Raw genomic sequence first — 12,080 nt, forward strand, 5'->3', positions numbered from 1 at the left:
CGCGTGAGCGCAGGAGTCGAGAAATGAGGGAAATGTCCGTGATGCACGGTTTTTCGGCGACGGTGACCCCGGTCCTCTTCAAGGCCGCCTGCCCCGACTGCCGCTCCCGCTTCGAGCTCTCCGCGAGCGCCCTGCGCCTCGCCATCGGCGCCAGCCGCCGCACCACCTTCTACTCCTTCACCTGCCCCGAGTGCGGCAGCTCCGTCCGCAAACCCGCCGGCGAACGCATCGTCGAACTCCTCACCGGCGGCGGCGTCCGGACCCTGCGCCTCCACACCACCGTCTGAGCGGCCCACACCCCGTCCGCTCCCCGCCCAACGTCTAGGCTGCGCACATGTTCTGGCCCATGCTCGCCATCGCCCTCGGCTTCCTCGGCCTCGCCGTCCTCGGCGTCCTGGCCGTCAAGGTCTTCCTCGAAGTGCAGCGCCTCGGCCGCCAGGTGGCCCATACCACACAACGGATCAACCAGGCCGCCGAAGAGCTGGAGACCGCGGCCGTCGGCCTGGCCGAAACCGGGAAGAACCTGCGCTGAGCCCGTGCCGTACGCTGCATGAAGCGGCCCTTGACCGGGGACGCGGGACGCAATCGGGAGTATGCGCGGGCATTGCCAGGTGTTTACTCCTGCGGGTTACGATCGCAGCCAGCGCGGTGGCCGGACGTCTGTCCGACCCGCCGGGCACGCACTCCATGTCGCCTCGGTGAAGAAGGTACACAGCTATGGGTAGGCTCGGCCCCACCGAGATCATCCTGATTCTCGTCGTCATCATCCTGCTGTTCGGCGCCAAGAAGCTCCCGGACATGGCTCGCTCGCTCGGCAAGTCCGCCCGCATCCTCAAGAGCGAGGCCAAGGCGATGAAGTCGGACGACCAGCAGAGCGCCCCCGCCGACCCGCCGCACGCCGGCACCGCCACGGACCAGCCCGCCCCGCGCACCATCCAGGCCGCTCCCGGAGACGTGACCAGCTCGCGTCCCGTGACCGAGCCCACGGACACCACCAAGCGCTGACCCGGTCCGCCGCGGCCGCCGCACCGGGCGGCGGCCTGCCGCACGAGATGAGGACGTGGGTTGCCCAAGTCTGCCCGCAAGCAGGAGAAGGATCCCGAGGGTCGGATGCCCCTCGTGGAGCACCTGCGTGAACTCCGCAACCGACTGGCGAAAGGTCTCCTCGCCGTCGCAGCGGTGACGATCGTCGCCCTCGTGTACAGCGAGGAGCTCATGCAGTTCCTGACGAGATCGGTGCCCACCTGCGCACCGGACGTCAGCAGCAACGGCGGCAACTGCGCGATCGTCTCCTTCAACACGCTCATGGCCCCGTTCAGCACGACGATCCAGCTGTCGCTGACCGCCGGCCTGGTCGTCGCCAGCCCCATCTGGCTCTACCAGCTCTGGGCCTTCGTCGCACCCGGACTGCACAAGAGCGAGAAGAAGTACACGTACGCCTTCGTCGGCGCGGCCGTGCCGCTCTTCTCCGCCGGCGCCTACCTCGCGTACCTCATCCTCCCCATCAGCGTGAAGGTCCTCATCAGCCTCACGCCCGAGGGCTCCGCGAACATCCTCTCGCTCGGTGACGTCCTCGACTTCACCCTGCGCATGGTGCTCGTCTTCGGCCTCGCCTTCGAGCTGCCGCTCGTCCTCGTCATGCTCAACCTCACCGGCGTCCTCACCGGCCGCCGCATGGCCGGCTGGTGGCGCGGCGTGATCATGGGCGTCTTCGTCTTCGGCGCCATCATCACCCCGACCACCGACCCCATCGGCATGATCGCCCTCGCCGGGCCCATCACCGTCCTGTACTTCGCCGCCGTCGGTTTCTCCCTCCTCAACGACCGGCGACGCAGGCGCGGCAACCCCGACGCCGAACTCGACGACGACGAGGCATCCGCCCTCGACCTCAGGCCCGAGCCCGTCGCCGCCGTCGAACCGGTCGCCGCCTCCCGCGCCCTGCCCGAGCAGGCCACCGGAGAGCACAGCGGAACCAGCCCGCACCGGGTCAACGGTTACGACGACATCACCTGATCTTGTAAGGTCCCCCCAGACTCCGTCCGGGGGGACCGCCCATGACCAGCGACATCACCCTCTTCGTCAACCCCACCGCGGGCCGCGGCCGCGGCGCCCACGCCGCCCAGCCCGCCGCCCGCGCCCTCAGGGACGCGGGCTTCGCCGTCCGCACCGTCCTCGGACACGACGCCGCCGACGCCCTGCGCCGCGCCCGCGCAGCCGTCGCCGACGGCACCGACGCCCTCGTCGCCGTCGGCGGCGACGGCAAGATCTCCCTCGCGCTCCAGGCCGTCGCCGGCACCCGGACCCCCCTCGGGATCATCGCCGCCGGCACCGGCAACGACTTCGCCCGCACCCTCGGCCTGCCCGTCCGCGACCCCGCCGCCGCCGCGCGGGTCACCGCCGAGATCCTCAAGACCACCGGGGCCCGCAGCATCGACCTCGGCCGGATCAGCGGCATCCACACCGGCGCGGGAGCACCCGCCGGACCAGCGCCCACAGGGCCCGCGTCCACAGGGCCAGCCGCCGCAGGACGAGCCACGCCGGGACCGGCCACGGTAGGACGGGCCACGCCAGGACGGGCCACGCCGGGACCAGCCACGCCGGGACCAGCCACGCCAGGACCAGCCGCCCCAGGCGGGGCGACCACCACCCGCTGGTACGGCACCGTCCTCGCCTCCGGCTTCGACTCCCGCGTCAACGACCGCGGCAACCGCATGCGCATCCCCGCCGGACGCTTCAAGTACGACCTCGCGATCCTCGCCGAACTCGCCGGCTTCCGACCCGTCCCCTACCGCCTCACCCTCGACGACGGACGCGTCGTCGAGACCGACGCCACCCTCGTCGCCGTCGGCAACGGCAGCTCCTACGGCGGCGGCATGCGCATCTGCGCCGACGCCCGCACCGACGACGGACTCCTCGACGTCACCGTCGTCGGCGACTGCGACCGCACCACCCTGATCAAGGTCTTCCCCCGCGTCTACAAGGGCACACACCTCGACCACCCCAAGGTCACCACGTACCGCGTCCGCGCCCTCACCCTCGACGCCCCCCACACCACCGGCTACGCCGACGGCGAGCCCCTCGGCCCGCTGCCCCTCACCGTCGAATGCGTCCCCGCCGCCCTCCGCGTCCTGGCCCCCTCCCGGAGCCCCTCCACATCCCCTCGATAAAGATCGCGTCACTGTCACAGGGGGCGGGTAGGCTCGACAACAAGATGACAGAGGACCTCACACCAGCCCAGGCGTACGCGGCAGCCCTCGCCCGCAACGCCGAGCAGGCCACCGCGCTCGCCCCGTTCCGCGAGATGTACGAGTTCGGTCTGGACCCCTTCCAGATCGAGGCCTGCAAGGCCCTCGAAGCGGGGAAGGGCGTGCTCGTCGCCGCGCCCACCGGCTCAGGCAAGACCATCGTCGGCGAGTTCGCCGTCCACCTCGCCCTCACCCAGGGCCGCAAGTGCTTCTACACGACACCCATCAAGGCGCTGTCGAACCAGAAGTACGCCGACCTCGTCAGGCGCTACGGCGCCGCCAAGGTCGGCCTCCTCACCGGTGACAACAGCGTCAACGGCGACGCGCCGATCGTGGTCATGACCACCGAAGTCCTCCGCAACATGCTGTACGCCGGATCCCAGGCCCTCTCCGGCCTCGGCTACGTCGTCATGGACGAGGTCCACTACCTCTCCGACCGCTTCCGCGGCGCCGTCTGGGAGGAAGTGATCATCCACCTCCCCGAATCCGTCACCCTCGTCTCACTCTCCGCCACCGTGTCGAACGCCGAGGAGTTCGGTGACTGGCTCGACACCGTCCGCGGCGACACCGAGGTCATCGTCTCCGAGAGCCGCCCCGTCCCCCTCTGGCAGCACGTCCTCGCCGGACGCCGGATGTACGACCTCTTCGAGGAGGAGACCGACCACGGCGGCCGCGGCGCCTCCCGGCGCGAGGTCAACCCCGACCTCCTCCGCCTCGCCCGCACCGAGAACACGCGCACGTACAACCCGCGCGACCGACGACGCGGCAAGATGGTCCGCGAGGCCGACCGCGAGCGCGAGCGCCGCCAGCGCTCCCGCATCTGGACCCCCGGCCGCCCCGAGGTCATCGAACGCCTCGACGCCGAAGGCCTCCTCCCCGCCATCACCTTCATCTTCAGCCGCGCCGCCTGCGAAGCCGCCGTCCAGCAGTGCCTCTACGCCGGACTCCGCCTCAACGACGACGACGGACGCCGACGCGTCCGCGAGATCGTCGAGGCACGCACCGCCGCCATCCCGAGCGAGGACCTCCACGTCCTCGGCTACTACGAATGGCTCGAAGCCCTGGAACGGGGCATCGCCGCCCACCACGCCGGCATGCTCCCGACCTTCAAGGAAGTCGTCGAAGAGCTCTTCGTCCGCGGCCTCGTGAAAGCCGTCTTCGCCACCGAGACCCTCGCCCTCGGCATCAACATGCCCGCGCGCACCGTCATCCTCGAAAAACTCGTCAAGTGGAACGGCGAACAGCACGCCGACATCACCCCCGGCGAATACACCCAGCTCACCGGCCGCGCCGGCCGCCGCGGCATCGACGTCGAAGGCCACGCCGTCGTCCTCTGGCAGCGCGGACTCGACCCCGAGCACCTCGCCGGCCTCGCCGGCACGCGCACCTACCCCCTGCGCTCCAGCTTCAGACCCTCGTACAACATGGCGGTCAACCTCGTCGACCAGTTCGGCCGGCACCGCTCCCGCGAACTCCTCGAAACCTCCTTCGCCCAGTTCCAGGCCGACCGCTCCGTCGTCGGCATCTCCCGGCAGGTCCAGAGGAACGAAGAAGGCCTCGACGGCTACCGCGAGGGCATGACCTGCCACCTCGGAGACTTCGAGGAGTACGCACAGCTCCGCCGCGACCTCAAGGACCGCGAGACCGAACTCGCCAAGCAGGGCGCCGCCCAGCGCCGCGCCCAGGCCGCCGGCTCCCTGGAGAAGCTCAAGCCCGGCGACGTCATCCACGTCCCCACCGGCAAGTTCGCCGGCCTCGCCCTCGTCCTCGACCCCGGCATCCCGGCGGGCCGCACCAACGGCCACCGCGGATTCGAGCACCACGACGGGCCCCGCCCCCTCGTCCTCACCGCGGAACGCCAGGTCAAGCGGCTCGCCTCCATCGACTTCCCCGTCCCCGTCGAAGCACTGGAGCGCATGAGGATCCCCAAGTCCTTCAACCCGCGCTCCCCCCAGTCACGCCGCGACCTCGCCTCCGCCCTGCGCAGCAAGGCCGGACACATCAACCCCGAGCGCCACCACAAACAGCGCTCCGCCGCCGCCGACGACCGCCACATCGCCCGGCTGCGCACCGAGATCCGCGCCCACCCCTGCCACGGCTGCGACGAGCGCGAGGACCACGCCCGCTGGGCCGAGCGCTACCACCGCCTCCAGCGCGACACCCAGCAGCTGGAGCGGCGCATCGAAGGCCGCACCAACACCATCGCCCGCACCTTCGACCGGATCGTCGCCCTCCTCACCGAGCTCGACTACCTCCGCGGCAACGACGTCACCGACAACGGCAAGCGCCTCGCCCGGCTCTACGGCGAACTCGACCTGCTCGCCAGCGAATGCCTCCGCGACCGCGTCTGGGAAGGCCTCACCCCGGCCGAACTGGCCGCCTGCGTCTCGGCGCTGGTGTTCGAAGCACGCCAGTCCGACGACGCCGTCGCGCCCAAGCTGCCCGCCGGCAACGCCAAGGCGGCACTCGGCGAGATGATCAGGATCTGGGGCCGCCTCGACGCCCTCGAAGAGGAATTCAAGATCAACCAGGCGGAAGGCGTCGGCCAGCGCGAGCCCGACCTCGGATTCGCCTGGGCCGCCTACCAGTGGGCCTCCGACAAGAGCCTCGACGAGGTCCTGCGCGAGGCCGAGATGCCCGCCGGAGACTTCGTCCGCTGGTGCAAGCAGGTCATCGACGTCCTCGGACAGATCGCGGCCGCGGCGCCCAAGGAGAACAGCACCGTCGCCAAGAACGCCCGCAAGGCCGTGGACGCGCTGCTGCGAGGCGTCGTCGCCTACAGCTCGGTGGGCTGACGGCGACACCGCTCCGACGGTCCGCTCCCCCCAACGCTCCGCGAGTACTCCGGGGCGGGCGGGTGTCCGAATCCGACGAGTGACGAGTGACGAGTGAACGAGTGCCCGTGGCGATCAGGCCACGGGCACTCGGCCTTCCCGGACAACCGGTTGCCCCCTCTCGTCGTCCGCGTGATCCACAAGCCGCTGTCCACAAGCCGTTGTCCACAGGCCGTTGTCCACAGGGGTGGCGCGCGCAGGACCCTTCCGCTTGCATGGACTCACAAGCAGGACAGGCCAGTTGGGGAGGGGCTCACATGACCACGCAAGCCGGTCATCCGCACACCGGGACACGCGGCGACACGACACCGCCGTCGCCGGACATCACGGAAGGCCCCCGGGGAGTACCCCTCCTCGGAAACCTGCCCGCGTTCGGCAAAGACCCCCTCGGCTTCTTCGAACAGCTCCGGGACCGCGGCGACTTCGTCCGCTGGCGCTTCGGGCGCAAGTCCTGCCTCTTCATCGCCCACCCCCACACCGTCGGCGAACTCCTCACCGAAGTCGAGCGAAGCTTCGACCAGCCCGACCTCGGCATCGCCTTCCGCACGCTCCTCGGCAACGGCGTCATCGTCTCCAAAGGAGCCGACTGGCGACGCAAGCGCTCCCTCGTACAACCCTCCGTACGCCCCAAGCAGGTCCGCTCCTACGCGACGACCATGACCGAATGCGCCGTCGCCCTCGCTGACCGCTGGACCGACGGACAGCAGGTCGACATCAAGAAGGACATGGCGGCCCTCACCCAACTCATCGCCGTCCGGACCATCTTCGGCGTCGACACCGCCGCCGACGCCGAAGCCATCGGCCAGGCCATGGACATCGCCCAGAAAGAGATCGGCGCCGAGTTCAGCGGCATCGGAGCCGTGCTGCCCGACTGGGTCCCCACCCCGGGACGCGCCCGCATCAAACGCGCCACCGCCGTCATCGACGCGGAGGTCTCCCGCGTCGTCTCCCGCCACCGGGACGGCGACACCGACCGCCCCGACCTCCTCAGCCGGCTCCTCGCCGCCCGCGACGAGACCGGCGCGCCCCTCTCCGACCAGGAGATCCGCGACGAGACCGTCACCCTATACATCGGCGGCCACGAGACCACCAGCTCCACCCTCGTCTGGGCCTGGCACCTGCTCTCCCGCAACCCCCGCGTCCGCGACGCCCTCGCCGAGGAACTCGACCGGGTCCTCGCCGACCACGAACCCGGCTACGACGACTATGCGTCCCTCACCTACACCCAGGCCGTCGTCAAGGAGACGCTGCGCCTCTACCCGACGATCTGGCTCATCACCGGACTGGCCAAGGAAGGAGCGACCCTCGGCGGCAAGGCCGTGCCCGCCGGCACCCGCGTCTGGACCAGCCAGTGGGCCACCCATCGCGACCCCCGCTGGTACGGCGACGCGGAAGCCTTCCGCCCCGAGCGCTGGCTCACCACCGAGGACGGCGAACCCGCCGAGGACATACCCGAATACGCCTGGTTCCCCTTCGGCGGCGGACCCCGCGTCTGCCTCGGCACCCGCTTCGCCCTCGTCGAAGCCGTCCTCGTCCTCGCGGTCCTCGCCCGCCGCTACCACCTGGACCTCACCACCGACGAGATCCACCCGGTCCCGAGCCTCACCCTCCAACCGGACCGCGACGTCCTGGCGACGGTCCGCGCCCGACACTGACGAGAAAACCCGCAACGGGGGGAGCGGACGGAACCGAGGGAGGGGATCAGGAGGGCCTGGAGCCCTCGGCCAGGGCCGTCGCCAGGTCCCGCAGATCGTCGGCACGCAGGACCCGGTCCCCGAACCCGGGCAGAGGCACATGCAGCGGGGACGTCCAGCGGCCCGGGATCGCGGCGGCACCATACACAGCGCCCGCCAGCATGCCGGTCACCGCGGTCACGGTGTCCGTGTCCCCGCCCAGGTCCACCGCCGCGACGAGCGCCTCCTCGAACGAGCCGGTCGTACGCAGCGCCCACACCGCCGAGCCGAGACAAGGCCAGACCGCACCGTTGCACTCCGTGGCGTGGTCCGGGTGCCAGCCGGGAGCGAGGATCCGCGACCAGCGCCCCCGGTGCGCCGGGGTGACCTCGGCGAGCGTCGCGGGCACCGCGGCGACCGGGTCCCCGCCCAGGAGGGCGACACGGACCAGCTCGTGGAGGATCGCCGTCCCTTCCCAGGCCGCCCCGTCGCCGTGTGTCAGGGCGCTGATCCGGCGGGCTGCGTCCATGGTCGCGGCCCTGCCCCGCGCCGCGAAGTACACGGCGGAGGTCGAGGCCCGCATCAGCGAACCGTTCCCCGCCGCCCGCGCGTTGACCTGGAAGTGCAGTGAGGCCGCGAGGTCCCATGAGTCTCCGCCGAGCAGGACCTGCTCCGTCTGGAGACCGATGTCCTTCGGCTCGGACGCCGCCCACCGGCGGAACCGGTCGAAGAGGTCCGGCAGGTCGAGACCACGCCGTTCGAGGAGCGACTCCCCGACGAGGACGGCCATCTGCGTGTCGTCCGTAGCCTCGCCGGGATCCCAGCCGCCGCCCCCGCACATCGTGCCGACACCGTCCGGGAAGCGCTCCCGGAAGGAACCCGGAAGACCGAACTCGAAGGGAGCTCCCAGAGCGTCGCCCGCGGCTGAGCCGAGGACGGCGCCCACGGACCGGTCGATGTCTCGCATGCGGTCAGCGTAGAGCGGGTTCTTTCGGCCGACGGGTGGCCCGGGACGCCCACACCGCCCGGACCACCAGGAACAGAGGCAGGCCGACGGGGGAGAGGAGGATCGTCAGCAGGAGGAGCGGGGCCATCAGGAGGGGTGGGACGGAGAGACGCCGGCCCTCTCGGTACATCCACTGACCGAGCAACAGGTCCCAGGCGATGATCTGTGCCCAGACCGCCCCCGCGCCGTCGGCGAGCGCCGCCAGCTCCCGGAAGGCGTCGATGTCGGGGCTGCTGACGGCCGCCCACAGCTCGGGCAGGACGGGGACGGCCAGCACAGTCCAGACGGTCAGGATCGGCAGGACGGTCAGGGGCGAGCCCGCCAGGCGTTCGGTGAGCCGCCAGGCCGGCGCGCAGATCATCAGCAGCCAGACGGGCGCCGCCAGGAAGAACGTCAACTCGAAGAGGAAGCCCGTCACGACGCGACCTCTTCGGGACGTGCGGAGGAGGGCGGTGCGGCGTGGCCGGCGGGGGGCGCGGCGTGGCCGGACGGCGGCGCAACGGGCCCGGTGGGCGGTGCGGCGTGGCCGGCAGGGGGTGCGTTGTGTTCTGAGGGCAGGGTGGGAGGGGTGGAGGGGGCAGGGGAGGGAGGGGAGGGGGAGGGCCCCCTGAGGGACAGCGTCGCCGCCGCCCCGCCGAACAGCACGATCGCCCCCGCCCCTGCCCACGTCACGCCGTCCGGTGCGAACAGCGCCTGGCCCCGCAGCGCCTGCCAGGTCAGCAGGAGGAACGTCGCCGCGTAGGCGGCCGAGGCCGTCAGGGTGAGCCGGAGCCGGACCCGTTCGTCCGCGAGGCGGGTGACGCGTGGTGCGAGCGCGGCCAGGACGAGCAGCAGCAGCGGAAGCAGTTGGAGCGCGTGCATGCCGAAGAAGTGGGGCACGCGCAGGTCGCCGCCGGTGCCGGCCCAGCCCGTCAGTGGCATCGACGGGCCGCCGTCCGGCACCCCCACGGAGTGTGCGCCGACGATCGGCGAGTCGTCGACCGCCAGTTGCTCGGGCGTCGGACGCACCATCAGGAAGCCCACGGCGGCGCCCGCCAGGGCGATCAGCGAGGACAGCCGGACGGCCCAGGCCATGGCCCGGTCCAGGATCCGGGCGCGCAGCAGGAGGACGGCGATGGCCAGGGCGCCGAGCCAGAGCACGACGACGGTGGCGCCCATGATCTGGAAGACGGCGTTGTCGAAGGGCGTCGCCTGGTTGAAGTGGCTCTGCCTGCCACGGATCACCTGCAGCGTGATGAGCACCATCTCGCCCGCGCTGGCGGCGGCGACCACGGTCCCGGCCCACCAGGCGACCCGGCGGCCCCGGGGCAGCAGCGAGAGCATCCAGGCGAGCGAGAGCGCGTACGCGACGAACGAGACCGAGAACTTGAACGGCTTCGTCCATATCGGTACCCCGACCAGGACCCGGTCGTCGACGGCCATGCCGACCGCGGAGACCAGGGCGAGGGCGCCCATGGAGGCGGCGAACCAGACGAGTGGTCGGTGAAGCCGTGTGTGTGGGTGCGAGGTCACTGAGGACATACGAATCCCCCCGTGGGAAAGTATGGATAGTGGCACTTGCCGCTATCTGATAGCGCCACTATCTATGATGGGGGTGCGGTCGGCAAGGCCGAAAGCAGGATCAGGAAGGTGAACACGCGGTGCGCATCGGAGAGTTGAGTCGCAGGACCGGGGTGTCCGTGCCGACGATCAAGTTCTACGTACGGGAAGGACTACTGCCGGCCGGGGAACTGACGAGCCCGAACCAGGCCTCGTACGGGGAGACGCACGTCCAGCGCCTCCGCCTGATCCGGGCGCTCCTCGATGTGGGCGGCCTGTCGGTCGCGGGCATCCGCGAGGTGATCGTCGCGGTCGACGACCCGGAGCGGTCGGTGCACAAGGTGCTGGGCGCGGCGGCCGACCGGATGGTGCCGCGCTACGAGCGTGAGCCGGGCGGCGGTGTGGAGGAGGCGCGCGAGCGGGTGGCGGCGCTGATCGCCGCGCGGGGCTGGCGCGTCCATCCGGAGAGCCCGGCGGCAGAGGCCCTGACGGTCGCCCTGGCGGTCCTCGAAGAGGTCGGCCACGGCGGGTTCACCGAGGTCCTGGACGCGTACGCGGACGCGGCGGAACGGGTGGCGGCGGCGGACCTGGACCACGTGGCGCACCACGTGGCGCGCGAGGAACTCGTCGAGAGCGTCGTCGTCGGCACGGTCATCGGCGACGCGCTCTTCTCCGCCCTGCGGCGCATGGCCCAGATCGACGCCTCGGACCGCATGTACGGCAGCGTGACCTAGCGCGCGGCGGCGGGGGTGTTCGAAGGCGCCGCAGCCCGGCGGGCGGTCCCCGCGGCCCGACGCGCGGCCTTCGGCAAGGCGGAGCGGGGCCGGGATCACCCGGCCCCGCTCCGTCTGGTCGTTCAGTTCTCGGTGGTCCGGTTCTCCTGCTCGCGTTCCACCTGGTCGTTCCACTCGCGCTTGATCGCGCGCCACGCCTCGTCCGACTTGCCCAGGCGCCAGTAGCCCGAGATCGACAGGCGCTCGCGCGGGATCCCGCGGTCGAGCCGCAGGTGCCGCCTGAGCTCCTTCACGAAGCCCGCCTCGCCGTGGACGAAGGCGTGTACGTCGCCCGCCGGGAAGTCCAGGGCCTGTACGGCCTCCACGAGGGCCTCGCCCGTCGGGCGGTCGCCGCGGTGCAGCCAGGTCACGTCGATCCCCGCCGCCGTCGCGAACTTCTGCTCCTCGTCCGGGTCCCCGATCTCCACGAACGCGTGCGCCCGGGCCCCGGCGGGCAGCGCCTCCAGGGCCACCGCGATCGCGGGCAACGCGCTCTCGTCGCCCACGAGCAGGTGCCAGTCCGCCGCCGGGTCCGGCGCGTAGCCGCCGCCGGGGCCCAGGAAGCGCACCGTCTCGCCGGCCGTGGCGCGCGCCGCCCAGGGGCCCGCCAGGCCCTCGTCGCCGTGGACCACGAAGTCGACGGTCAGCTCGCGGTGGACCGGGTCCCAGGCCCGCACCGTGTACGTGCGCGTCGTCGGCCACTGGTCACGGGGGAACTCGGCCCGGATCCGCTCCATGTCGAACGGCTCCGGGTAGGCGACCCCCTCCGGGGCGAACAGCAGCTTCACGTAGTGGTCGGTGTACTCGCCGACCTCGAAGGCGTCGAGGCCGGGACCTCCCAGGACCACCCGCACCATGTGCGGGGTGATCCGCTCGGTACGCACCACACGCGCTTCGGTGGCCTTCGGTGCCTTGCGGGCCGGCTGCTCTGCCACGAGGGGGTCTCCTGACTCGACGAACTTAGGTATACCTAAGCTAGCATCCCGCTGCCCTGTCGACCCAGTAAGGCC

At 71.4% G+C, this 12,080-nt stretch carries 12 protein-coding genes; 8 read left to right on the top strand and 4 right to left on the bottom strand.

What is annotated here, in order from left to right:
• The first annotated feature begins 23 nt into the window (after positions 1 to 23).
• The 7 genes from AMK29_RS28525 (at position 24) to AMK29_RS28560 (ending at position 7,734) form a co-directional block, all read left to right on the top strand.
• Complete coding sequence (locus AMK29_RS28525; RefSeq protein WP_073818456.1) at positions 24 to 287, top strand: hypothetical protein; 264 nt, start codon at positions 24 to 26, stop codon at positions 285 to 287.
• 47 nt (positions 288 to 334) lie between these two features.
• A complete protein-coding gene (locus AMK29_RS28530; protein WP_073818457.1) occupies positions 335 to 532 on the top strand; it encodes a hypothetical protein in 198 nt (65 codons plus the stop codon).
• Between the two features lie 185 nt (positions 533 to 717).
• A complete protein-coding gene (gene tatA, locus AMK29_RS28535) occupies positions 718 to 1,005 on the top strand; it encodes a Sec-independent protein translocase subunit TatA (RefSeq protein ID WP_073818459.1) in 288 nt (95 codons plus the stop codon).
• Positions 1,006 to 1,110: 105 nt separating this feature from the next.
• Positions 1,111 to 2,013 (top strand): twin-arginine translocase subunit TatC, encoded by a 903-nt coding sequence (gene tatC, locus AMK29_RS28540; RefSeq protein ID WP_198942359.1) that lies wholly within the window; start codon positions 1,111 to 1,113, stop codon positions 2,011 to 2,013.
• A gap of 41 nt (positions 2,014 to 2,054) precedes the next feature.
• Positions 2,055 to 3,167 carry a diacylglycerol kinase family protein gene (locus AMK29_RS35355; RefSeq protein ID WP_079197181.1) on the top strand — a complete coding sequence of 371 codons (1,113 nt, stop codon included), beginning with the start codon at positions 2,055 to 2,057 and terminating at the stop codon, positions 3,165 to 3,167.
• A 44-nt stretch (positions 3,168 to 3,211) separates the two neighbouring features.
• A complete protein-coding gene (locus tag AMK29_RS28555) occupies positions 3,212 to 6,040 on the top strand; it encodes a DEAD/DEAH box helicase (protein WP_073818463.1) in 2,829 nt (942 codons plus the stop codon).
• A gap of 296 nt (positions 6,041 to 6,336) precedes the next feature.
• The gene (locus tag AMK29_RS28560) at positions 6,337 to 7,734 is read left to right on the top strand and encodes a cytochrome P450 (RefSeq protein WP_073818464.1); all 1,398 of its coding nucleotides are present in this window, start codon (positions 6,337 to 6,339) and stop codon (positions 7,732 to 7,734) included.
• 46 nt (positions 7,735 to 7,780) lie between these two features.
• Here AMK29_RS28560 and AMK29_RS28565 read toward each other — a convergent pair whose 3' ends face one another.
• Genes AMK29_RS28565 through AMK29_RS28575 form a run of 3 tightly spaced genes read right to left on the bottom strand, consistent with a single transcriptional unit; the run spans position 7,781 to position 10,213 of the window.
• On the bottom strand, positions 7,781 to 8,719 hold the full coding sequence (locus AMK29_RS28565) for an ADP-ribosylglycohydrolase family protein (RefSeq protein WP_073818466.1): 939 nt from the start codon (positions 8,717 to 8,719) through the stop codon (positions 7,781 to 7,783).
• A gap of 4 nt (positions 8,720 to 8,723) precedes the next feature.
• Positions 8,724 to 9,176, bottom strand: coding sequence for an ABA4-like family protein (locus AMK29_RS28570; protein WP_073818468.1), 453 nt, complete (start codon positions 9,174 to 9,176; stop codon positions 8,724 to 8,726).
• Entirely contained in the window at positions 9,173 to 10,213 is a 1,041-nt protein-coding gene (locus AMK29_RS28575; RefSeq protein WP_241845746.1) for a hypothetical protein, read from the bottom strand. Before AMK29_RS28575 ends, AMK29_RS28570 begins: the two co-directional genes overlap by 4 nt.
• A 185-nt stretch (positions 10,214 to 10,398) precedes the next feature.
• On the opposite strand from AMK29_RS28575, the gene AMK29_RS28580 reads away from it, so the two are divergent.
• Entirely contained in the window at positions 10,399 to 11,031 is a 633-nt protein-coding gene (locus tag AMK29_RS28580) for a MerR family transcriptional regulator (RefSeq protein WP_073818469.1), read from the top strand.
• Between the two features lie 122 nt (positions 11,032 to 11,153).
• Here the strand turns inward: AMK29_RS28580 and AMK29_RS28585 are convergent, their stop codons facing one another.
• Complete coding sequence (locus AMK29_RS28585) at positions 11,154 to 12,005, bottom strand: siderophore-interacting protein (RefSeq protein ID WP_073818471.1); 852 nt, start codon at positions 12,003 to 12,005, stop codon at positions 11,154 to 11,156.
• Positions 12,006 to 12,080 lie beyond the last annotated feature (75 nt).

The organism is Streptomyces sp. CB02261 (genome assembly GCF_001905665.1).
Classification (GTDB): domain Bacteria; phylum Actinomycetota; class Actinomycetes; order Streptomycetales; family Streptomycetaceae; genus Streptomyces.

Bases quoted from the DNA above. Each gene is read 5' to 3' on its own strand.
- AMK29_RS28525 (WP_073818456.1), top strand. From the start codon at position 24: ATGAGGGAAATGTCCGTGATGCACGGTTTTTCGGCGACGGTGACCCCG.
- AMK29_RS28530 (WP_073818457.1), top strand. From the start codon at position 335: ATGTTCTGGCCCATGCTCGCCATCGCCCTCGGCTTCCTCGGCCTCGCC.
- tatA (WP_073818459.1), top strand. From the start codon at position 718: ATGGGTAGGCTCGGCCCCACCGAGATCATCCTGATTCTCGTCGTCATC.
- tatC (WP_198942359.1), top strand. From the start codon at position 1,111: ATGCCCCTCGTGGAGCACCTGCGTGAACTCCGCAACCGACTGGCGAAA.
- AMK29_RS35355 (WP_079197181.1), top strand. From the start codon at position 2,055: ATGACCAGCGACATCACCCTCTTCGTCAACCCCACCGCGGGCCGCGGC.
- AMK29_RS28555 (WP_073818463.1), top strand. From the start codon at position 3,212: ATGACAGAGGACCTCACACCAGCCCAGGCGTACGCGGCAGCCCTCGCC.
- AMK29_RS28560 (WP_073818464.1), top strand. From the start codon at position 6,337: ATGACCACGCAAGCCGGTCATCCGCACACCGGGACACGCGGCGACACG.
- AMK29_RS28565 (WP_073818466.1), bottom strand. From the start codon at position 8,719: ATGCGAGACATCGACCGGTCCGTGGGCGCCGTCCTCGGCTCAGCCGCG.
- AMK29_RS28575 (WP_241845746.1), bottom strand. From the start codon at position 10,213: ATGGGCGCCCTCGCCCTGGTCTCCGCGGTCGGCATGGCCGTCGACGAC.